At 65.0% G+C, this 21,516-nt stretch carries 23 protein-coding genes and 1 pseudogene; 12 read left to right on the top strand and 12 right to left on the bottom strand.

The genetic code is table 11. The features are described from left to right. The 7 genes from EH240_RS06370 to EH240_RS06340 all read right to left on the bottom strand — a co-directional run bounded on the left by EH240_RS06370 (nt 1) and on the right by EH240_RS06340 (nt 4,251). Complete coding sequence (locus EH240_RS06370; protein WP_124996561.1) at nt 1-426, bottom strand: GFA family protein; 426 nt, start codon at nt 424-426, stop codon at nt 1-3. A gap of 123 nt (nt 427-549) precedes the next feature. Continuing rightward, a complete protein-coding gene (gene moaB / locus EH240_RS06365; protein ID WP_124996560.1) occupies nt 550-1,101 on the bottom strand; it encodes a molybdenum cofactor biosynthesis protein B in 552 nt (183 codons plus the stop codon). After that, nucleotides 1,101-1,985 carry a 4-(cytidine 5'-diphospho)-2-C-methyl-D-erythritol kinase gene (locus EH240_RS06360; protein ID WP_124996638.1) on the bottom strand — a complete coding sequence of 295 codons (885 nt, stop codon included), beginning with the start codon at nt 1,983-1,985 and terminating at the stop codon, nt 1,101-1,103. The genes moaB and EH240_RS06360 overlap by 1 nt, the downstream gene beginning before the upstream one ends. Nucleotides 1,986-2,008: 23 nt before the next feature. Beyond that, nucleotides 2,009-2,194, bottom strand: coding sequence for a membrane protein (locus tag EH240_RS06355; RefSeq protein ID WP_040971812.1), 186 nt, complete (start codon nt 2,192-2,194; stop codon nt 2,009-2,011). 73 nt (nt 2,195-2,267) lie between these two features. Continuing rightward, nucleotides 2,268-3,125: a S49 family peptidase gene (locus EH240_RS06350; protein ID WP_124996559.1), complete on the bottom strand. Its 858-nt coding sequence runs from the start codon at nt 3,123-3,125 to the stop codon at nt 2,268-2,270. Between the two features lie 107 nt (nt 3,126-3,232). Further along, nucleotides 3,233-4,027 (bottom strand): tRNA1(Val) (adenine(37)-N6)-methyltransferase, encoded by a 795-nt coding sequence (locus tag EH240_RS06345; RefSeq protein ID WP_124996558.1) that lies wholly within the window; start codon nt 4,025-4,027, stop codon nt 3,233-3,235. Next, the gene (locus EH240_RS06340; RefSeq protein WP_124996557.1) at nt 4,027-4,251 is read right to left on the bottom strand and encodes a putative signal transducing protein; all 225 of its coding nucleotides are present in this window, start codon (nt 4,249-4,251) and stop codon (nt 4,027-4,029) included. The genes EH240_RS06345 and EH240_RS06340 overlap by 1 nt, the downstream gene beginning before the upstream one ends. Before the next feature lie 262 nt (nt 4,252-4,513). On the opposite strand from EH240_RS06340, the gene EH240_RS06335 reads away from it, so the two are divergent. From EH240_RS06335 to EH240_RS06315, 5 genes are all read left to right on the top strand, one after another. Further along, on the top strand, nt 4,514-5,527 hold the full coding sequence (locus tag EH240_RS06335; RefSeq protein ID WP_124996556.1) for a polyprenyl synthetase family protein: 1,014 nt from the start codon (nt 4,514-4,516) through the stop codon (nt 5,525-5,527). A gap of 109 nt (nt 5,528-5,636) precedes the next feature. Then, nucleotides 5,637-6,302 carry a GntR family transcriptional regulator gene (locus EH240_RS06330; RefSeq protein ID WP_124996555.1) on the top strand — a complete coding sequence of 222 codons (666 nt, stop codon included), beginning with the start codon at nt 5,637-5,639 and terminating at the stop codon, nt 6,300-6,302. A gap of 206 nt (nt 6,303-6,508) precedes the next feature. Then, on the top strand, nt 6,509-7,117 hold the full coding sequence (locus EH240_RS06325) for a biotin transporter BioY (protein ID WP_124996554.1): 609 nt from the start codon (nt 6,509-6,511) through the stop codon (nt 7,115-7,117). After that, a complete protein-coding gene (locus tag EH240_RS06320; RefSeq protein WP_124996553.1) occupies nt 7,114-7,530 on the top strand; it encodes a DUF1284 domain-containing protein in 417 nt (138 codons plus the stop codon). The genes EH240_RS06325 and EH240_RS06320 overlap by 4 nt, the downstream gene beginning before the upstream one ends. Before the next feature lie 193 nt (nt 7,531-7,723). Next, nucleotides 7,724-9,499 (top strand): tetratricopeptide repeat protein, encoded by a 1,776-nt coding sequence (locus tag EH240_RS06315; RefSeq protein WP_124996552.1) that lies wholly within the window; start codon nt 7,724-7,726, stop codon nt 9,497-9,499. Nucleotides 9,500-9,549: 50 nt separating this feature from the next. On the opposite strand, the pseudogene EH240_RS06310 reads toward EH240_RS06315, so the two are convergent. Continuing rightward, nucleotides 9,550-10,010, bottom strand: a pseudogene (locus EH240_RS06310) (N-acetyltransferase family protein). Nucleotides 10,011-10,180: 170 nt separating this feature from the next. Between EH240_RS06310 and EH240_RS06305 the strand changes: the two are divergent. After that, on the top strand, nt 10,181-11,122 hold the full coding sequence (locus EH240_RS06305) for a glycine--tRNA ligase subunit alpha (RefSeq protein ID WP_124996551.1): 942 nt from the start codon (nt 10,181-10,183) through the stop codon (nt 11,120-11,122). Here EH240_RS06305 and EH240_RS06300 read toward each other — a convergent pair. Continuing rightward, nucleotides 11,119-11,301: a hypothetical protein gene (locus EH240_RS06300; RefSeq protein WP_124996550.1), complete on the bottom strand. Its 183-nt coding sequence runs from the start codon at nt 11,299-11,301 to the stop codon at nt 11,119-11,121. The genes EH240_RS06305 and EH240_RS06300 overlap by 4 nt on opposite strands. A 221-nt stretch (nt 11,302-11,522) precedes the next feature. Between EH240_RS06300 and glyS the strand changes: the two genes are divergently transcribed. Further along, the gene (gene glyS, locus EH240_RS06295; protein WP_124996549.1) at nt 11,523-13,880 is read left to right on the top strand and encodes a glycine--tRNA ligase subunit beta; all 2,358 of its coding nucleotides are present in this window, start codon (nt 11,523-11,525) and stop codon (nt 13,878-13,880) included. Nucleotides 13,881-14,165: 285 nt separating this feature from the next. Next, nucleotides 14,166-14,468 (top strand): ATPase, encoded by a 303-nt coding sequence (locus tag EH240_RS37835; RefSeq protein WP_167483945.1) that lies wholly within the window; start codon nt 14,166-14,168, stop codon nt 14,466-14,468. Between the two features lie 81 nt (nt 14,469-14,549). Here EH240_RS37835 and EH240_RS06285 read toward each other — a convergent pair whose 3' ends face one another. Beyond that, nucleotides 14,550-15,032 carry a hypothetical protein gene (locus EH240_RS06285; protein WP_124996548.1) on the bottom strand — a complete coding sequence of 161 codons (483 nt, stop codon included), beginning with the start codon at nt 15,030-15,032 and terminating at the stop codon, nt 14,550-14,552. 256 nt (nt 15,033-15,288) lie between these two features. Here EH240_RS06285 and EH240_RS06280 point away from each other — a divergent pair, with 256 nt between their 5' ends. The 3 genes from EH240_RS06280 to EH240_RS06270 all read left to right on the top strand — a co-directional run bounded on the left by EH240_RS06280 (nt 15,289) and on the right by EH240_RS06270 (nt 18,464). Further along, on the top strand, nt 15,289-16,251 hold the full coding sequence (locus EH240_RS06280; protein WP_167483944.1) for an L-threonylcarbamoyladenylate synthase: 963 nt from the start codon (nt 15,289-15,291) through the stop codon (nt 16,249-16,251). Nucleotides 16,252-16,270: 19 nt separating this feature from the next. Next, entirely contained in the window at nt 16,271-17,713 is a 1,443-nt protein-coding gene (locus EH240_RS06275; RefSeq protein WP_124996546.1) for an FAD-binding oxidoreductase, read from the top strand. A 184-nt stretch (nt 17,714-17,897) separates the two neighbouring features. Continuing rightward, complete coding sequence (locus EH240_RS06270; protein WP_124996545.1) at nt 17,898-18,464, top strand: DUF6101 family protein; 567 nt, start codon at nt 17,898-17,900, stop codon at nt 18,462-18,464. Between the two features lie 161 nt (nt 18,465-18,625). On the opposite strand, the gene ubiA is transcribed toward EH240_RS06270, so the two are convergent. Together ubiA and EH240_RS06260 are read right to left on the bottom strand one after the other, a co-directional pair. Continuing rightward, nucleotides 18,626-19,609, bottom strand: coding sequence for a 4-hydroxybenzoate octaprenyltransferase (gene ubiA, locus EH240_RS06265; RefSeq protein WP_124996544.1), 984 nt, complete (start codon nt 19,607-19,609; stop codon nt 18,626-18,628). Nucleotides 19,610-19,675: 66 nt separating this feature from the next. Further along, complete coding sequence (locus EH240_RS06260; protein ID WP_124996543.1) at nt 19,676-20,587, bottom strand: LysR family transcriptional regulator; 912 nt, start codon at nt 20,585-20,587, stop codon at nt 19,676-19,678. Nucleotides 20,588-20,678: 91 nt separating this feature from the next. Between EH240_RS06260 and EH240_RS06255 the strand changes: the two genes are divergently transcribed. Further along, complete coding sequence (locus tag EH240_RS06255; RefSeq protein WP_124996542.1) at nt 20,679-21,473, top strand: phytanoyl-CoA dioxygenase family protein; 795 nt, start codon at nt 20,679-20,681, stop codon at nt 21,471-21,473. The last annotated feature ends 43 nt before the right edge of the window (nt 21,474-21,516 follow it).

Below are 21,516 nucleotides of genomic sequence, written 5' to 3'. Positions count from 1 at the left end.
TCAAATCCCCTGGATCTCGACCGGCATCCAGGCGCTGCGGCGCCTGGTAACCCGCCGCTCGCGGCTTTCGGCGTCGTAGCGGACTGGGATCGGCTCGCGGGAGAATTGCTCGCGATCGTCGAGCGCGTTGACGATGACAATCGCCATGGCGTCGGCGCCATTGCCGGCGATCGCGGCGACATAGACGCCGCATTCACGGCAGATGAGATAGTCGGCGGTGCGCAGGCCGAAGCGGTAGATTTGCAATCGCGCCCTGTCTTTGACTGAGACGACCAGCTTCCCGTCCGGATCGGCGGCGGCACGCGACCCGTGCCGGGTGCAGAACGAGCACTGGCAGGCGCGGATTTCCATTCCGGCAGGATCGAGAGCGCTGGAGAAGCTCAGGCGGATGTTGCCGCAATGGCATCCGCCGCCGTGAACGGTCATGGCATTGTCCCTTGTTTCCTCGCACAAGGTACTTTGCCGGCGTCGGCTTCGGAATGGCGCCTCGAAGGCGAGTGCGCCATTGCGCCTGCAAACCGGATGCCGATCGGATGCTTTGCCTATGCTTTACGAGGCAGGCTTGCCGCCGCGCCGCAGATGCTCGTCCAGCCGCGGCATGATCTCGACGAAGTTGCAGGGCATGTGCCGGTAGTCGAGCTGGGCCTTGATGATGCCGTCCCAGGCGTCCTTGCAGGCGCCGGGCGAACCCGGCAGCACGAAGACGAAGGTGGCGTTGACGACGCCGCCGGTCGCCCGGCTCTGGATCGTCGAGGTACCGATCTTGTCGTAGGAGATGCGATGGAAGACCTCCGAAAAGCCATCCATGCGCTTTTCGAAGATCGGCTCCAGCGCCTCCGGCGTCACGTCGCGGCCGGTGAAGCCGGTGCCGCCGGTGGTGATGACGACATCCACCGCCTCGTCCTTCGACCAGGCGAGCACTTTTTCGCGGATCTTTTCACGATCATCGGTGACGATGTCACGGGCGGCCAATACATGGCCTGCCTCCACGATGCGGTCGGCCAGCGTCTGCCCCGATTTGTCGTCGGCCAGGCTGCGCGTGTCGGAAACCGTCAGCACCGCGATGCGCACCGGAACGAAGGGACGGCTTTCGTTGGCCATCAATCAGCCTCCATGCTGCGCGTCGCGGCGACGAACCAGCCGGGATGGCGGCCGCGGATCTCGATCGCCGCCCGCTTGGCGACATTGCCGGTCTCGTACAGGCCAAAGCAGGTGGCGCCGGAGCCGGACATGCGGGCGAAGGCGGCGTCTGCTTTGTTCAGCGCCTTGAGCGCTTCGCCGATGGCAGGCTGGATGGTCGCCGCGGCAGGCTCAAGATCGTTACGGGTCGCCTCGAGCCAATTGCGGATGGTGTGGAAATCCAGACGGCTGGGCAGGGGCGGCAACACCTCGTTGTCGCGCCTGGCAAGCGCCTTGAACACCTCGGGCGTCGAAACCGCCACACCGGGGTTGACCAGAACCAGCGCCAGCGCCGGGAATTCCGCCAGCGGCGACAGTTCATCGCCGGCGCCGCGCGCGATCAGCGGCTTCGCCTTGAGGCACATCGGCAGATCGGCACCGAGCGTCAGCCCGATCCGGGCCAGTCCGGCCTCCTCGATATCGAGTCCCCACAGATGCGAAAGGCCGTTGAGCGCGGCCGCCGCGTCGCTCGAGCCGCCGCCGACGCCGGAAGCGATCGGCAGGTTCTTTTCCAGCCGGATGGCGACCGGCGGTGCCTGGTGCGCGCCGGCTTCCCGTCGCAGGGCCTCGCGTGCTTTGATGACCAGATTGCCGCCGTCGAGCGCCACATCGGCGGCGAAGGGGCCGGACACCGCGAATTCGTCACGCTCCGCCGGCTCGATCTGCAGCCGGTCGCCGAAGCGGGTGAATACGGCAAGGCTGTCGAGCAGGTGGTAGCCGTCGGCGCGCCGGCCGGTCACATGCAGCGCCAGATTGATCTTGGCGGGCGCAAGCCATGTCCGGGACTTGGCCCCGGGCTCCGGAATGTCGGCTGCTGGCGAAATGGTGTTCAGTCCTTGGCCAGGCGGTACTCGCCGGTCTTCGGATCCTTGACCAGCGTGCCCATCGTGCCGTTGGCCGCCTGTTTCTCGGTGCGCCGGATCTTGGCCGTCACCCGCTCGGCCTCGCGGATGAAAGCGCGATAGCCGAAATAGGCGGCGGCGCCGACGACAACGAAGAAAATGATCTGCGGCATCTCGAAACTCCTCCCGCGATAGCGGTAAGGCCGGGTCGGTCAAGCGGTCATGCTAGACGTTTTCAGCACTTTTTCAAAGCCCGAAGCGCGCCCACAGCGCGCGCTCTTCCGCCGCATCGATGACGCCGCTGGCCGCGGCCGCGGCGATGTCGGGCGCCGAAAAGCGCGAGCCGAACAGGCCGAAACGGCCGAAAAGCCCGCGCGGCGCGGTGATCAGCTTGAGCTGCGTCTTGTCGCCGAAGCGGGTCTTGAGCACGCTGCGCATGTCGCCCAGCGCATCGACGAGGCCGAGCTCCAGGCCTCTCTTGGCGGTCCAGAACAGGCCGGTGAACAGGTCCGGGTCGTCCTTGAGCTTGGTGCCGCGCCGCTCCTTGACGAGATCGATGAAGGTCTCGTGCACTTCGAGCTGCAGGGCCTTCAGCCGCTCGACGTCCTCCTTCTTTTCCGGCTTGAACGGATCGAGCACAGCCTTATTCTGGCCTGCGGTGTGGACGCGCCGCTCGATGCCGATCTTCTTCAACAATTCCGGGAAGCCGAAGGAGGCCGAGACCACACCGATCGAGCCGACGATGGAGGAGGGGTCGGCAAAGATCTCGTCGCCGGCGACCGCGATCATATAGCCGCCGGAGGCCGCCACGTCCTCGACGAAGACCAGCACCTTCTTGTTCTTCTCCGCCGCCAGATCGCGAATGCGCTTGAAGATCAGCCGCGACTGCACCGGCGAGCCGCCCGGCGAGTTGATCGAGATCGCAACCGCCGGCGCGTCGAAGCCGAACGCCTTTTCGATCACGCCGGCCGTCGAGGCGAGCGACAGGCTCGGCCGGAACTGGCCGCCGCCGGGCAGGATGGTGCCGTGCAGCCGGATGACGGGAATGGTGACGACTGTCGAGCGCCAGGATTTCGGCAGCAGGCGGTTGAAGAGGCGTTTCACGAAAGCTTGTCTCCGCAAGAGGTGCAAGAGCAAGGTGAGACCTCATCCTTGCTCCCGGCATGTAGGAATTCGCCGGCCAACGGCAATGCCGCATCGCCGGCCTCTGATCAATCGCCGAATAGCGACGCCAGCCCGTTGGTGATCATCTCGGTCCGCTCCGTCGGCTCGTTGCCGGACGGTCCGTGCAAGATGAGCGGCGGCCGGATCGACAGCTTGCCGCGCGCGCCGAGCATCGCCCTGACGACGATGCGGATCGCCGCCGCGTCCGGGCGCGGATGCACGCAGAGCATCTCGGCGTCGCCGAAGCGGCCTTCGATCGCATCGAGGATGGCGACGAGCTGCTCGGGCCGCGCGATCACCGCCAGCCCGCCGCGCGGTTTGACGACGGCTGCGGCACTCCTGATCCAGCGCTCGAACAGCCCGTCCTCGATGACATGCGCCTCTCTGCGCAGCGCGTCCGGCGTGGCGCGATCCTCGGCAGCGTTGAAGGGCGGGTTCATGATGACGAAGTCGAAGGCATTGTCGGCAAGCCCGGCCTCGGCCCGCGCCCGGCCGGCAAGCGTGACGTCGGCCGTCAGCACCGAGGCGCGGCTGCCGAGATGCGCGTTGCCCGGATGCGCAAGCGTGGCGGCGGCGAACGCCGCCATCTCGGCGGAGCGCTCGACCAGCACCGCGCGCGATTGCGGGCAGCGCGTCAGCACGGCGAGCGCGGCGGCGCCGGCGCCGGCGCCGAAATCGGCCAACCGGCCGGAAAAGGTGGACGGGACAGCAGCCGCCAGCATCATGGCGTCCATGCCGGCGCGATGGCCTTGCCTTGGCTGCATCAGCCAGAAGCGTCCGCGATGGAAGGCATCGACCGTGTGGGCCGGCGTGTCGGGGGCGAGGGTGGTTGATGCTGCCATTATTTCCGGCGGATCTCGTTCTCGATGCCGGCATCCTTCAGAATGCGCCGCGCTGCATCGGCCTTCTCGGCGTCGACCATGACGCGCCGGGGCAGGATGCCGATCGATCCGTCGAGCACGCTCATGTTCTGGTCGGCGACGAAACAGGCGATGCCGGCATCGCGCATCAGCGATTCGACGAAAGAGATGACGACGGCGTCGTTGGTGCGGACAAGCTCGATCATGGAATGAAAATCGCAGGTTGCGGCGTTCATGTAAACGTTGAAGCAGACCCGCGCTAGAGCAATTCCAGGAAAAGTGTGTAACGGTTTTCCGTCCGGAATTGCGTAAAAACAATCAGTTAGAGCAGTTCAGCTGTTCTGCCAAACGCTGAACTGCTCTAACCGGCCGCGCCAATTCGCCTCTTGCCGTGCCCGGTTGTACCGCCCTAGAGTCGCAACGGGACCAGGGTGTTGTCGTGCGCGTCAATAGACGGGAGTGATCGTGGTGGGTGTCGTTCTGAATATCGAAGGCAAGCGGGAACCTGCTTCCATCAAGGATCTCATCGACCTGACGGCAGCCGACATGGGACGCGTCAACGAGTTGATCCTGTCGAAGGCCGGCTCGGACGTCGAGATGATCCCCGAGATCGCCAATCACCTGATCTCGTCCGGCGGCAAGCGGCTGCGGCCGATGCTGACGCTCGCCGCCGCCCAGATGTTCGGCTATGCGGGCGAGGGCCATGTCAAACTCGCCACCGCGGTCGAGTTCATGCACACGGCCACGCTGCTGCATGACGACGTCGTCGACGAAAGCGCGCTGCGCCGCGGCAAGAAGACGGCGCGCATGATCTGGGGCAATCAGGCGAGCGTGCTGGTCGGCGATTTCCTGCTCGGCCAGGCTTTTCGCATGATGGTCGAGGTCGGTTCGCTGGAAGCTCTGGACATCCTGTCGAGCGCCGCTTCCATCATCGCCGAGGGCGAGGTCATGCAGCTTGCCGCCGCCAAGAACCTGGAGACCACCGAGGACGAGCATTTCGCCGTCATCAAGGCCAAGACCGCCGCCCTGTTTTCTGCCGCCGCCGAGGTCGGCCCGGTGATTGCCCAGGCGTCCCGCACCGACCGCACGGCGCTGCGCTCCTACGGCATGAATCTCGGCCTCGCCTTCCAGCTCATTGACGATGCGCTGGATTATGGCGGCTCGAGCCAGGACCTCGGCAAGAATGTCGGCGACGATTTCCGCGAGGGCAAGGTGACGCTGCCGGTGATCCTGGCCTACCGGCGCGGCACCAAGGCCGAGCGCAGCTTCTGGAATCGGGCTATCGAGGACAACGTCACCGACGACGCCGGGCTCGAAAAGGCGATCGGCCTGATGACCCGCCACGGCGCCATCGCCGACACGATCGGCCGCGCGCGCCACTTCGGTGAGATCGCCCGCGACGCACTGGCGCCGCTCGAGGCGACGCCGCAAAAGTCGGCGCTGATCGACGTCATCGATTTCTGCATCAGCCGCGTCAACTAAGAGCCTGTCGGCTTTCTGGTGGTTGTCTGGCGCCCGCCAGGGCAGGGCATCTGTGAATCCTGCTTTGGTGGTCTCGACAAACGACCGCTGCGCAAATTATCTATAAAATATGACCAACACTGAGGACACGATCGCCGTCCGCATCAGCAAGGAACTGGCGGACCGCATCATTTCGGGCGCAATCGAGCCCGGATCGCGGCTGCGCCAGGACCATGTCGCGGAGGAATTCGGCACCAGCCACGTGCCCGTACGCGAGGCTTTCCGCCGCCTCGAGGCGCAAGGCCTGGCGATCAGCGAACCGCGCCGCGGCGTGCGCGTCGCCGCTTTCGACCTCGGCGAGGTCAGGGAAGTGGCCGAGATGCGCGCGGCGCTCGAAGTGCTGGCGCTGCGCCACGCCGCCCCGCATCTGACGCCGGCGATCCTCGACCAGGCCGAGGAGGCGACCAAGGCGGGCGACAAATCCCGTGACGTCCGCTCCTGGGAAGAAGCCAATCGCACCTTCCACCGGCTTATCCTGGCGCCCTGCAACATGCCGCGGCTGCTGTCCACCATCGACGATCTGCATGCCGCAAGCGCCCGCTTCCTGTTCGCGGCCTGGCGTTCCGAGTGGGAAACCCGCACCGACCAGGATCACCGGGCTATCCTGAGCGCGCTTCGGCAAGGCAACACCGAATCGGCCGCCGTCACGCTTGGCCGGCATGTGCAATGGATCGGCCAGAAACCGGTCAAGACCGCCTCCGGCAAGACCCGCGACGCCTTCGCCATTGTTGGGTAGCGCGAGCGGAAACGCTTCGCGCTGCGGCGCTCTATTGCCGCCAAATGTCGGCTTTGGGCATCCCAAAACACCCTGAATTGCTCAGCGTTGCCGCTCGTCGATCGACGTTTCCGCCATGGAGCGCTTGCCATCCTCCCAAAAATACGGATTCGATAATAGATCGAATTCAAAAATTATCTATAATTTCACCAAGCAGGGACATCACCGTGACAAACATCGCCGTTTCCACCGCCAAGCCCTCCTTCAGCCCGCTCGGACTGCACAACCGCTCGCTTGCCTGGAAGGCCGGCGCCGTCATTCTCGGCTCGCTGTTCCTGGCGCTTTCGTCCTACATCGAGGTGCCGATGATACCGGTTCCGGTGACCATGCAGACCTTTGCCGTGACGCTCGTCGGCGCGCTTTACGGCTGGCGGTTCGGCGCGCTCACCATCGTGGCCTGGCTTGTCGAGGGCGCCGCCGGCTTTCCCGTTCTGGCCGGCGGCGCGGCCGGCGTGCAGCATTTCGTCGGCCCTACCGGCGGCTATCTCTTCTCGTTCCCGATCGTCGCCGCGGTTGTCGGCTGGCTGGCCGAGCGCGGCTGGAACGGCAATCGCGTGATGCTTGCCTTCGCCGCCATGCTCATCGGTAATCTTCTGTGCCTGGTTCTCGGCACTGCCTGGCTTGCCGTCATGATCGGCGCCGAGAAGGCCATTACCTTCGGCTTCCTGCCGTTCATCGTCGGCGGCTTGCTGAAGTCGGCCCTCGGCGCCGCCACGCTGAAGCTCTTCTCGACCTATCGGGCCGAACCGCGCGACCGCTCGCCTGAGGCACGATGACCGTCAGGCTCCGTGCCCACCATCTGCTCTGCCTGCTGACCTATGTCGGCAAGGGCTACTCGCCCGCCTTCACCGCCAATTACGACAAGGTGGTGAGGCGGCTGGGCGAGGGCGAGACGGTCCTGATCGTCTCTGGGCCGGATGATATCTGCGCCCCTCTGCTTAGCGAGCCGGAGCCGCACTGCCTGCGCGGGAGCGCTGCCGAGCGGGACCAACTCGCCGCGCGTGATGTCGGCGAACTCCTGGGCCGGCCGATCGAGGACGGCGCCCGTTTCAGCCTCGATACCGCGCGCTTGGCCACCATGCGGAAAGCGTTTTCCTCCGGCCAGACGCGCCAGGCGTGCCTAGGCTGCGAATGGTCCGACCTGTGCAGCGCGGTTGCCGGCAGCGGATTCCACGATACGCGCCTTTAGGCAGTTCACTGGCCTGTCGGTGTCCGCGCGCCGGACTTTTTGGTCGCGCGGCATCGTTTTTTAAGCCGGATGCTGCATTGTGATTCGCGGCGGATTGAAGCCTGACCCCAAAAAGGCCATGCTTTGTTTGGAAAACTCAGAGTCTGTGGGCGGTCCGCTGAGGGCGGGATCCCGTCTGGCTGAAAGGGATAAGATGCAGCAAGGACGTGCGCGCTGGCTGACGAGGCTGGCATTTGTGACGGGTGTGGCGCTTTCGGTGCTGCCTGCCCATGCCAAGGAAAACGCCCAACCGGTCCAGATCACGTCCTTCTCGGGCGCCTATCTTGCCGCTCATATCGCCGAAAGCGACAACGATCTCGACAACGCCATCGCCTATTACAAGCAGGCGCTGGCCTTTGCCCCCAATGACACCGACCTGCAGCAGAGCCTGATGCTGGCGCTGGTCGCGCAAGGCCGCTTCGAGGAATCGCTGGTCTATGCCGACAAGCTCAAGGAAGTGCCCGACGTCGAGCGCTTCTCGCGTCTGGGGCTTGCCGTCGATTCCTTCCACAAAAAGGACTACGCCAAGGCCCAGTACTGGCTGAAGCTGTCGCTCGAATCCGATCTCGACCGGCTGCTCTCCGGCGTCATGGACGGCTGGGCCAAGGAGGGCGCGGGCGATGCCTCCGAGGCGATGGCTTCGATCGACAAGCTCAAAGGACCGGACTGGTTCGGCCTGTTCAAGTCCTTCCACCGCGCGCTGATCGCCGACGCGGCCGGGCTTTCCGACAAGGCCGATGAAATCTACGCCGCCACCCTGGCCGACACCGCCGCCGGCGGCTCCGCGCCCGAGACCTGGATGCGCAACGCGCAGGCCTATGCCTCGTTCCTCGTCCGCAAGGGCGAGAAGACAAAGGCGATTGCGGTGCTGAACCAGGCCGAGGCCTTCGCGCCGGGCAAGCTGGAGATCACCACGCTGCGCGACAGGATCAGCAAGGGCGACAAGATCGAACCCTTGGTCGCGAGCCCCGCCGACGGCGCCTCGGAAATCCTGCTTGATCTCGCTACCGCGCTCAACCGTGGCGGCGGCGAGCCTTTCGTGCGGCTCTATCTGCAGTACGCGTTGGCGCTGAACCCGGACAGCGACGCCGCCCTCGTGCAACTCGCCGCCGTCGCCGAGCAGCTGAAGGACGGCGAAGGGGCGATTGCGCTTTACCGCCGCATTCCGGCCTCCTCGCCGTTGAAGGAGCTCTCGGAATTGCAGCTTGGCCTGAACCTCGCCGACATCGATCGCCACGACGAGGCCATCGCCCACCTCAAGGGCTATGTGGATGCGCATCCGGCCGACATGCGCGGCTATCTCGCGCTTGGCGGCGTCTACTCCTCCAAGGAGGATTTCCGCTCGGCCGCCAATCTCTACGACAAGGCGGTCGAGGCGTTGAAGACGCCGACCGCCGCCAACTGGAACATCTTCTACCAGCGCGGCATCGCATACGAGCGGCTGAAGGAATGGCCGAAGGCCGAGCCCAGTTTCCGCAAGGCGCTGGAGCTGCAGCCCGACCAGCCGCAGGTTCTGAACTATCTCGGCTATTCCTGGGTCGACATGAACATGAACCTCAAGGAAGGCCTGGCGATGATCCAGAAGGCCGTGGATCTCAGGCCGAGCGACGGCTACATCGTCGATTCGCTGGGCTGGGCCTATTACCGCCTCGGCCGGTACGACGACGCCGTGCGCGAAATGGAGCGCGCCGTGTCGCTGAAGCCGGAAGATCCGGTCCTCAACGATCACCTTGGCGACGCCTACTGGCGCGTCGGCCGCAAGCTGGAAGCGACCTTCCAGTGGACCCAGGCCCGCGACCTGAAGCCGGACCCGGACGTGCTCGCCTCCCTGCAGCAGAAGCTGCTCAAGGGGCTGCCGCCGATCGAGTCCAACACGGCGCAGGAAACCCCGAAGGTCAAGCCGGTCGCACCGCCCGCGCCGAAGGGCTGAACCGCCGGAACTGTTCAAATAAACGGGGCTCGCTGAGCCCCGTTTTCTTTTCAGAAGAGCTTTCGGTAGACGACGAAGCCGGAGCGTTCGCCGATCCTGTCATAGAGCTGCATGGCGGTATGGTTGGTCTCGTGCGTCAGCCAGTAGACGCGGCCGGACCCCGCGGTTTTTGCGCGCTCATAGACGCCTTCGATCAACGCCCGGCCGACGCCTTGGCCGCGCGCGGCCGGCGATGTGAAGAGATCCTGCAGATAGCAGTTCGGCGCGATCGCCGTGGTCGAGCGGTGGTAGAGATAGTGGACGAGACCGAGAAGGTTGCCGTCGCGCTCGGCCACAAGCGCATGCACCGGCTCATAGGCGTCGAAGAAGCGTGACCAGGTCATTTGCGTGATCTTGCCGGCAAGCGCCGTCTCGCCCGAGCGGCCGTAGAACGCGTTGTAGCCGTCCCAGGCGGCAGCCATTGCTCGTAATCCTGCCGGGTGACGGGGCGGACGATGAGTTGACCGGGCATGGCGGGTACCTTTGTCGTTGCTGCTTGCCCGAGCAAACGGCCAGCGTGAGCGCCCGGCAATGGGCCAGCCGCCGGCAAAGCGTTCAACCTCTCGGTGATACGGCACCGCCTTGACGCTAGCCGGCCCGGCAACTAGGGAATGCCCACTGCCAGCGCTTTCCGAGGCCGCCGTGACCATCGAGATCCCTGCCCACATGCATCCCAGCTGCTCCTTCCAGGGGCTGATCCTGACCTTGCACAATTACTGGGCGGCCTATGGCTGCGTCATCCTGCAGCCCTACGACATGGAAGTCGGCGCCGGCACCTTCCATCCGGCCACCACCTTGCGTGCGCTTGGTCCGCGTCGCTGGAACGCGGCTTACGTGCAGCCGTCGCGCCGCCCGAAGGACGGCCGCTACGGCGAGAATCCGAATCGGCTGCAGCATTACTATCAGTATCAGGTCCTCCTGAAGCCGAACCCGCCGAACCTGCAGGAACTCTATCTCGGCTCGCTCGAGGCGATCGGCGTCGATCCGCTGCTGCACGACATCCGCTTCGTCGAGGACGACTGGGAAAGCCCGACGCTGGGCGCCTGGGGCCTTGGCTGGGAGTGCTGGTGCGACGGCATGGAAGTGTCGCAGTTCACCTATTTCCAGCAGGTCTGCGGCATCGAATGCGCGCCTGTGGCGGGCGAGCTCACCTACGGGCTGGAGCGGCTCGCCATGTATGTGCAAGGCGTCGACAATGTCTATGATTTGAACTTCAACGGCCGCGAAGGCGCCGAGAAGGTCACCTATGGCGACGTCTTCCTGCAGGCGGAGCAGGAATATTCGCGCCACAATTTCGAATTCGCCAACACCGCGATGCTGCTTCGGCATTTCGAGGACGCCGAGGCCGAGTGCAAGGCGCTGCTCGGCGCCGGCGCGCCGGCGTCGAACGACAATCTCGCGCACCGCATGGTCTTCCCGGCCTACGACCAGTGCATCAAGGCAAGCCATGTCTTCAACCTGCTCGACGCGCGCGGCGTGATATCCGTCACCGAGCGCCAGAGCTACATCCTGCGCGTGCGCAATCTGGCCAAGGCTTGCGGCGAGGCGTTCCTGAAGACGCAAGCCGGCGGTCTGGCGGCTTAACCCAGCACGATTTTTGCGATTTCGGCGGCGGCTGTGACCGGCAGCGCGCTTTGGCTGATAGCGCCATCCATCGTGCGCAGCGCTTGCCTCACGCCAGGCATCGAGAACGTGCCATGCATCTGGGCGACGAAGCAGGCGCTAAGCGCCAGGATCTGCAGGGTTCTCGATACCGTTCTCATCGTCGTTCAGCCAATAGTTCTCTGCCTGAGCGTTGGTCGCTTCAGCGCAGCGTTTGGTTCATGGGAATTTCTGCTCCTAGGACGCGCAGGTCCGCTTGGTCCCGACAGTTGGTCGCAAAATTTCCGGAAATCGATCAAAAAGGGGATCGGCATGCAGGGTGACAGCGGCCAGCCGAGTTGCTATGCCCCGCGCGGACATTCTTGCCGCAAGAGCCCTGTCGATGCCTGACCTACTCCTAGAACTCCGCTCGGAAGAAATCCCCGCGCGCATGCAGCGCAAGGCTGCCGGCGATCTGCGCAAGATGCTGACCGACGGTCTGGTCGAGGCGGGTCTGACCTATGAGGCGGCGCGCGAATACTGGACGCCGCGGCGCCTGACGCTCGATATCCGCGGGCTCACCGCGCGATCGAAGGACATTCGCGAGGAGATCAAGGGCCCCTCGACCACGGCGCCCGAGCAGGCGGTGCAGGGTTTCCTGCGCAAGGCAGGGCTTGCCTCGATCGCCGAGGCGCATGTCCATTCCGATCCGAAGAAGGGCGACTTCTACGTCGCCCACATCTCGAAGCCGGGCAGGGCGGCGGAGGAGATCATTGCCGAGCTGGTGCCGGGGATCATCAAAAACTTCCCCTGGCCGAAATCGATGCGCTGGGGGCCGGCATCGGCCAAGCCTGGCTCGCTGCGCTGGGTGCGGCCGCTGCAATCGATCGTCTGCACCTTCGGTCCGGAGACCGAGGAGCCGGTGGTAGTCGATTTCGAGGTCGACGGCATCCGCTCCGGCAACGTCACTTACGGCCACCGCTTCCATGCGCCTGGCCCGATCACCGTTCGCCGCTTCGACGATTACGTGGCCAAGCTCGAAGCGGCCAAGGTCGTGCTCGATGCCGACCGGCGCAAGGAGATCATCCTTCACGACGCCCGCAACGTCGCCTTTGCCAACGGCCTCGATCTCGTCGAGGACGAGGGCCTGCTGGAGGAAGTCTCTGGCCTGGTCGAATGGCCGGTCGTGCTGATGGGCGAATTCGAAAAGGATTTCCTCACCATTCCCGCCGAGGTCATCCGCCTGACCATCCGCGCCAACCAGAAGTGTTTTGTCACCCGGTCGCACGGCGCGGGCGAAGATCTCTCAAACCGCTTTATCCTTGTCGCCAACATCGAGGCGAAGGACGGCGGCAAGGAGATTGCCTACGGCAACGGCAAGGTGGTGCGCGCACGCCTTTCCGATGCGCTCTACTTCTGGAAGACCGATCAGGGCGATTTGCCGGACCTCGATCAACTGCAAGAGTCCGCGGCAAAGTTCGACCTGAATTTGAAGAAGCCGCTCGACCAGCGCATCGCGCGGCTCGACCATCTCAACGTGACCTTCCATGCCAAGCTCGGCACGCAGGGTGCACGCGTCGCGCGGATCAAGCGGCTGGCGGAAGAGCTGGCGCCGGTGGTGGCGAGAGCGATCTCCCCCTCAGAGGGGGAGATGGCCGGCAGGCCAGAGGGGGTCGCTTCGGCTGGCGCGACCCCGTCCGGTGGTTCGAAGAAAGAGGAAGTTGGCGCTCCACGTGAGGCGACCCCCTCTGTCGCCTTCGGCGACATCTCCCCCTCGAGGGGGGAGATTACCGCGCTCGTTGCCCGCGCTGCGGTTCTCGCCAAGGCCGATCTGCAGACTGAGGTGGTGGGCGAGTTCCCGGAGCTTCAGGGCGCCATGGGCCGTAAATATGCGCTGCTGCAGGGCGAGCACCCGTCCGTGGCAGCCGCCGCCGAGGAGCACTACAAGCCGCAAGGCCCGTCCGATCGCGTGCCGACCGACCCGGTCTCGGCTGCCGTCGCGCTTGCCGACAAGCTCGACACGCTCACCGGCTTCTGGGCCATCGACGAGAAGCCGACCGGCAGCAAGGACCCGTTCGCGCTGCGGCGCGCGGCGCTTGGCGTGGTCAGGATCCTGATCGAGAACCGCATTCGCCTGGAGCTCACTTCGATCTTCTCCAGGGCCTTGGCGAACGTCACGAGCGGCGCGGATCACTCGTCCGACCTCCTAGCCTTCTTCCACGACCGCCTGAAGGTATACCTCCGCGACCAGGGCGCACGGTACGACTTGATCGATGCTGTGTTGTCGGCAGGTTCGCGCCTGATCTCCTCCACAAGGGGGGAGATCGGCCAATCGCCTAACGACGACCTCCTGCAGATCGTGCGCCGCGTCGAGGCCCTGGGCTCCTTCCTTGACACCGAGGATGGCAAGAACCTGCTGGCCGGCACCAAGCGCGCCGCCAACATCCTGGCTGCCGAGGAGAAGAAGAAAACCGTCATCGCCGAGACCGTTGAGCCGGCTCTGTTTCGCGAAGACGCGGAAAAGAAGCTGTTTGTGGCGGTGAATCAGGCCGAGAAGGAAGCCGGCCAAGCGATTCAAAACGAAGATTTTTCCGCCGCCATGCTGGCGCTTAGCGTTTTGCGCGAACCGGTTGATTCATTCTTTGAACGTGTTCTCGTGAATGATGAGGACCAGGCCGTGCGCGCCAACCGCCTGGCGCTGCTTGCCCGCATCCGCGCCGCCACCGACCAGGTCGCGGATTTCTCCAAAATCGTCGGCTGACGGCCAAAAATGGCACGCTCGGAAGCTGCCTGCGCCTTATAAGGCGCGGGCGTGCGTCGCCAATTTCTTGGCCCAAATTTAATGGGCCGGACCCGGCTTATAGTCATATGGCGATGACCTCCGCATGGGAGAACCAATGCATGTCGCCCAGAAGTGGTCAGCGGTTCTGGGACAACGACATGCATCAAACAAACACTTAAGGCGCGTCGCCTGAATTCGTTTCAGCGCGACGCGCCGTAAGACGTTCCCCAACCACGGAGGCATGCCATGAATTCCGTTCACGAATTGACCGAAGAAACCCCGGCCGCCGCCGAGGCCGCCGCTTCCGACGACATCCTCGACCGTGCCGCCGCCGCAGCGGTTGAAGCCGCCGAAGTGTCCGAAGACGATGAGGAAGACGCCGATGAGGAAGCCACGGCCTCGGACGACGACGAGTCGGAGGATGAGGACGAGGACAGTGACGAGGATGAGGGCGCCGACGAAGAAGCCAAGGCCTCCGGCGATGACGAGTCGGACGACGAGGACGAAGACGGCGAGGACGACGACGAAGACGAGTCCGAAGATGACGATCAGGAAGAAGCGGCCTGAACCGTTTCTCGCCGCTTGAAAGAAAGCGGGGCGACGCGGCAGGCGTCGCCCCTTTTTGTCGGTCCTCGAGGGCTGCCCCGCCTACATTGCCTTGCTGAAGCGCGGCAATGTCGGGGCTTCTTTCGGTTGAGCTTGCGGTTGCGTCTCGTCGCCCGACGCGTCGGCCGCCGCGGCCGCCTTGTTGTCGCCCGCCTTGGTGTCGCCGTTGGGAGCCGCCGCGGCTGTGCCGTTGGGAGGCGTGGCCGTAGCCGGCGCGGTGCCGTTTGCAGGTGTCGCGGCCGCAGGCTCGGTGGACTTGGCCGAGGCAGTCGCCGCGGGCGCCGTTGAAGCGCCGCCGACGATACCGCCGCGAATGATCATCGGCGCCTGCGCGTGCTTCTGCCCGGATTTCTCGGGGATCGCGGCCACCTTCTCATCCGTGACGGCTGGCACCGGCTCGCCGAGCGCCACCACGGACGGCGTGGAAGCCGCGGAGACCTTGCCTGGCTCGATCGCAGCCAGCCTGACAACGGATGGCGTCGAGGTCGCAACGCCAAGCACGACGATGGACGAAGCCTGCGCCAACCCGGTCGTCGCCAAAAACCCGACAACGACCGCTCCGAGAGTGTGTAACCCGTCCGGAATTGCGTCAAAGCAAAGCATGCGCATCACGATAACTCCCCGAGCCCAACAACCGGAAATCCGCACCCTAGTGCCGGCGAATTGATGCCGGCTTGCGCGGAAACTTAACATTTTAGGGATTGATAAATCGCCAATGCCCGCCTTGCCCCGCATTGTCCGCCGTATTACGGGACCGGCATGTTCAGGATTGGTGAGCAATTTGGCTGAGATACTTGCCGTCGGCGAGGCGATGGAGCGGGCGCTGGCGCTGCTCGACGGCGGCTATGTCGTCGCCATCCCGACCGAGACCGTTTACGGTCTGGCGGCCGACGCCACTAATGGCGTCGCGGTGGCGCGCATCTTCGAGGCCAAGGGCCGGCCGCGCTTCAACCCGCTGATCGCCCATGTCGCTGATCTCGCCATGGCAAGCCGCATTGCCGAATTCCATCCGCTATCGACGAAACTGGCCGAGGCCTTCTGGCCCGGTCCGCTGACGCTGGTGCTACCGCAGCGCGCGCAAAACGGCATCCATCCGCTGGTCACCGCCGGGCTGGACACGATCGCGCTCCGCATTCCGAGAGGCTTCGGCGGCGAGCTGATCGCGCGGCTCGGCCGGCCGCTCGCCGCCCCCAGCGCCAATTCCTCCGGCAGGATCAGCGCCACGACGGCCGAGGCCGTGGCGGCCGATCTCGGCGAGAAGATCAAGCTGGTGGTCGATGGCGGCGCGACGCCCGTCGGCCTGGAATCGACCATCGTCAAGATCGAGGACGGCAGGCTGCGGCTGCTGAGGCCCGGCGGCATTGCCGCCGAGGAGATCGAGGCAGTCGCCGGAGCGGAATTGATGCGCGGCGGCGGCGGCATAGAGGCGCCTGGCATGCTCGCCTCGCATTATGCGCCGGGCGCATCTGTCCGGCTCAATGCTAAGAAGATCGCCGGCGGCGAAGCGCTGCTCGCCTTCGGCCGCGACCGCGCCGAAGGCTGGCAAGATGCGGTGGCGCTGCGCAATCTTTCGGAGGGAGGTGATCTGCGCGAGGCCGCCACCAACCTTTTCGCCTACATGCAGGCGCTCGACCGCAGCGGCGCTGCCACCATTGCTGTCGAGCCGATCCCGCACGAAGGTCTGGGAGAGGCGATCAACGACCGCCTCGCGCGCGCCGCCGCGCCGCGTGACAAGATCGCCTGAGCGCCATAGGTTCTGGCGCATGAACGATCTGACCGACGACCAGCCCTTCGATCTCGATCCCGGCCTCATCGACCGCTTCGCGGCAATCGTCGGCGACAAATACGCGCTGCGCGACCAGGCCGATATCGCGCCCTACATCACCGAGCGGCGCGGCCGCTGGCATGGCCGGACATCGCTGGTGCTGAGGCCAGGCAGCGTCGAGGAAGTGAGCCGCATCATGCGGCTGGCGACCGAGACCGGAACGCCGGTCGTGCCGCAAAGCGGCAACACCGGCCTGGTCGGCGCCCAGGTGCCGGACAAGTCCGGGCATGACATCGTGCTGTCGCTCTCGCGGCTGAACCGCATTCGCGAGATCGATGTCCTGTCGAACACGGTCACAGCGGAAGCCGGCGTCATCCTGCAGACGCTGCAGGAAGCGGCCGACGCCGCCGACCGGCTGTTTCCTCTGTCGCTTGCCGCGCAAGGCTCCTGTCAGATCGGCGGCAATCTTTCTTCGAACGCCGGCGGCACCGGCGTGCTTGCCTACGGCAATGCGCGCGAGCTTTGCCTCGGCATCGAGGTGGTGCTGCCGACCGGCGAGGTTTTCGACGATCTGCGCAAGCTCAAGAAGGACAACACCGGCTACGATTTGAAGAACCTCTTCGTCGGCGCCGAAGGCACGCTCGGCGTCATCACCGCCGCGGTGCTGAAACTCTTTCCCAAGCCGAAGGGCAGGGAGGTCGCCTTCGTCGGCCTGTCCTCGCCAGAGGCAGCACTCTCGCTGTTCACCCTGGCGATGGACCAGGCCGGCGCCTCGCTCACCGCTTTCGAGCTGATTGGCCAAAGGCCATACGATTTCACGCTCCGGCATGCGCAAGGCGTGACGCGGCCGCTGGCCGACGACTGGCCATGGTATGTGCTGATGCAGGTCTCCTCCGGCCGCTCGCAAGAGGATGGCAGGGCGCTGATCGAGGAGGTGCTGGCGGCGGGTTTAGAACGAGGGATTTTCGGCGACGCGGTGGTCGCGGCAAGCCTTGCCCAGGGCGAAGCCTTCTGGATTTTCCGCGAGGTGCTGCCCGAGTGCCAGAAGCCCGAGGGCGCCTCGATCAAGCACGACATCTCGGTGCCGATCGCCTCGATCCCGGACTTCATCGAGGCGGCAGCCGGCGCCGTCCAGTCCGTCAGCCCCGGCGCGCGCGTCGTCTGCTTCGGCCATATGGGCGACGGCAACCTCCACTATAACATTTCGCGCCCCGAAGCCGGCGACGACGAACAGTTCCTTAGCCTCTACCGCCCGATGAACAATGCCGTGCACGATGTCGTGCGCTCCTTCCACGGCTCGATCTCTGCCGAGCACGGCATCGGCCAGTTGAAGCGCGACGAGCTGATCGCCACGGCGCCGCCGATGGCGATCGACCTGATGCGGCGGGTGAAGGCGGCCTTCGATCCGGCCGGCATCATGAATCCCGGTAAGGTTATCTGATCCTTCCAACATCTTGTGGCTGGTCGCATTCCGATAACCATCGGCTCCGATCAGCAAAATTTAACCGACTTTCTTAAGCGCGGCGGTAAGAAGCGAGCGCTAATGTTTCATCCCATAGCGAGGCCGGAAAAACCGGCCCGGAGAGAACCGGAAAACGGCCCTCAGGAGAAACAGGAAGGCATCGATGAATACTGGACTGAAGCCAGTCTGGGCCGGGCGCAACATGCGTCTCGACCCGTTTCGCCTGCCGCAAATGGTAAGCTATGCCACGCGCGACGACTATGGCGATGTTACCTTCACCATCGACCATCGCGGCGCCGTCATCCGGCGCTTGCTGGAGATGAGCGGCGTGCCGGCGATCATCGCGCTGCCCGCCAATGCGTTCCGCGGCGTCGCCGCCCGCGCCATGGAAGATCCGGACGGCAACGTCACCGTGACCTTGGAACTTCTGCACAATGATCCGATGCTGTCGGTGCCGCTTTTGGTCGCCGACGATCTCGACGACGTCGCCGCCGACTGGCGCGCCTGGGCCGACGCCTATCGGCTGCCGATGCTCCTGATCGAGGCCGACGGCATTGCCCGCACGCTGGAAGAATCGCTCGGCGCCGCCATCAAGGCGCTGCCGCCGCAGGAACGCCGCAAGGGCCGTGTCTCCAACATGCGCCGTCCGCGCTTCCTCGCCCGCCGCAGGACCGGCAATCTTGGCCTGCGGCTTGTCATCGGCGGCGAGGAGATTATTGCGCGGGAGTAGCGCGATTCTTCCTTCTCCCCCTGTGGGAGAAGGTGTCGCCGAAGGCGACGGATGAGGGGAGCTCCAGCTTGGCGCCGACGGCGCTCCGTCACCCACCCCTCAACCGTCTCGGCGCTTCGCGCCGGTCCACCTTCTCCCGCATGGGAGAAGGAAAAGAGCCGCTACACCAGCGGCTTCAGCGCCACCCATAGCGCGCCGCCGATCAGGCCCAGAAAGATCAGCCAGCCGATCTGGTTGTTCGACTTGAACAGCCTCAGGCATTGGTCCGGATCGTTGATGTCGAGCCGGACGATCTGGCGCGCCATATGCGCGCCGGCGGCGATCAGTCCGGCCAGCGCGGGCATCGGCACCTGCGCCGAGGCAAAGGCGATGGCGAAGCAGATGAGCGTGCCGCCGTAAAGCCCGACCAGCCAGGTGTTGGTGTTGTCGCCGAACAGGCGCGCCGTCGAGCGCACGCCGACGATGGCGTCGTCTTCCTTGTCCTGATGCGCGTAGATCGTGTCGTAGCCGATCACCCACAGGATCGAGCCGATATAGAGCATGATTGCCGGGCCATCGAGGTCGCCGAACTCGGCCGCCCAGCCCATCAGCGCGCCCCAGGAGAAGGCCAGCCCGAGCACGAATTGCGGCCAGTTGGTGATGCGCTTCATGAACGGATAGATGGCGACGATCGCGAGCGAGACGATGCCGAGAAGAATGGCGAAGCTGTTGAACTGCAAGAGCACCACAAGCCCGACCAGCGCCTGGATGATGAGGAACGCCCAGGCTTGGCGGCGCGTCACCTTGCCCGCTGGCAGCGGCCGCGAGCGCGTGCGCTCGACCTGGTTGTCGATGTCCTCGTCGACGATGTCGTTATAAGTGCAGCCGGCGCCGCGCATGGCGACGGCGCCGATAAAAAACAGCAACAGGTACCAGGGCGCCGGCAACAGCGTCAGCAGCGGGTCCGTCGGGCGCGGATAGGCGCTGGCGGCAAGCGCCGCCGACCACCAGCAGGGCCACAAGAGCAATTGCCAGCCGATCGGCCGGTCCCAGCGCGCGAGCTGCGCATAGGGCCACAGCCAGCGTGGCAGCACCCGGTAGACCCAATGGCCGCTCGGCGCGTCGGCGACACGGCCCTGGGCCGCTTTCGACTGGATGGTTTCCATTCCGTTGGAGTGGCAGCAGCGATGGGCGCCGTCAAGCGGCCGCGTTGTCGCTCAAGCGCTGAAAACTCAGGCGGTGAAAACATCGTGACTGGCGAACCACGCTTTTGCGGCCTCTATGAAGGCAAGCGCCGCCTTCGGCAGGCGCTGGCGCGTGTCATGGGTCAGGATGATGCGCTGCATGGGCAGCGGATCGGAGAGCGGCTTGCAGACCAGCGGCAGGCCGTCATAGCTCATATCGCCATGCGGCCTGGTGTAGCTGACCGCGACGCCGAAGCCGTTGGCCACCATGCTGCGCTGCAGCTCGAACGAGCTTGTCGATGACCGGGCGACGGGCGACAGGCCGCGGCTGAGGAAGAGATCGAGCATATGCTGCCAGCTATGCGGCTGATCGGTGGTGATCAGCGGGTGGGCGGCGAGATCAGCCAGGCTGACGGTCCGCTTGTCCGCCAGCACGTGACCGGCAGGCAGCAGCGCATGCGGCCGAAGCTCATGCAACAGGATGCGCGCGAAATGCGCTGGCAGGCCGAGATCGTAGGTCAGGCCGAGATCGACGGCGCTGTCGGCCAGTCGCCGCCCGAGCGTCTCGAAGGTCTCGTCGCGGACAATGACGGTCACCGACGGGCAGCGCTCGGAGAATGAACGGATCAGCGCCGGCGCGAAATAGGGCGCCAGATCCTCGAAGCAGCCGAGCACCAGCTCGCCGGCGACATCGGCCTCGCGCGATCCTAACCCGACAAGCTCATCCGCCTCGGCCAGCACCTGCCTGGCCTTAGCCACGGCGCTGCGGCCGAACGACGTCAGCGCGATGCCGCTTCCCCGCTGACGCACGAACAGTTTTTGGCCAAGCGCATCCTCGACATTGTCGATCGCCACCGAGATCGAAGGCTGCGACACGTTCAGCGCCCTGGCGGCCATGGTGACGCTGCCGTAGCGCGCCACGGCGACGAGATAGCGCAACTGCGTGAGGGTAAGCTTCATAGAGTAAAACTATAAGCGAGATGGCAAGTTATTATTTTACGCCATGTGACGCACTTGCGATAGTCGGTTTGCCGGACGAAGGAGATTGCTCATGGCCGCCGCAAAATTCGATGTCGCAACGATTGCCGATTACCAGCGCGATGGCGCGGTCTGCATCCGCGGCGCGTTCAAGGACTGGGTCGACGTCATCGCCGACGGCATCGAGCGCAACATCAAGAACCGCAGCGCCACCGCCTCCGACATCGCCAACGGCAAGGGCAGCTTCTTCGACGACTATTGCAACTGGGAGCGCATCCCGGAATTCGTCAGGATCGTGCGGGAATCGCCGGCCGCCGAGCTCGCGGCCGCCGTCATGCAGTCGCGCAGCGCGCAGTTCTTCCACGACCATGTGCTGGTCAAGGAGCCCGGCACGCAGAAGCCGACGCCCTGGCACCAGGACATCCCCTATTATTTCGTCGGCGGCAGCCAGACGGTAAGCTTCTGGATCCCGATCGATCCGGTGAAGGAGGCGACGCTTCGGCTGATCGCGGGCTCGCATAAATGGCAAAAGATGATCCTGCCGGTGCGCTGGCTCGATGACGGCAATTTCTATGCCGCCGAGGGCGACTACCTGCCGGTACCCGATCCCGACAGGGACCCATCGCTGAAGGTTCTCGAATGGGAGATGGAGCCCGGCGACGCCATCCTGTTCGACTTCCGCACCGCCCATGGCGCGCGCGGCAACATGACCTCGGCCCGGCGCAGAGCACTGTCGCTGCGCTGGGTCGGCGACGACGCCCATTATGTCGAGCGGCCCGGCCGCACCTCGCCGCCCTATCCGGGTCACGGCATGAAGCCCGGCCAGAAACTGCGCGAGGACTGGTTCCCCATCGTTTTCCAGAGCTGAGTCGCTTTCCGGAGCTGACCGGCGGGATCGGTTTCCTTACCGA

The organism is Mesorhizobium tamadayense (assembly GCF_003863365.1).
Lineage (GTDB): Bacteria > Pseudomonadota > Alphaproteobacteria > Rhizobiales > Rhizobiaceae > Mesorhizobium > Mesorhizobium tamadayense.
This window is presented reverse-complemented; position numbering and strand designations above follow the sequence as displayed.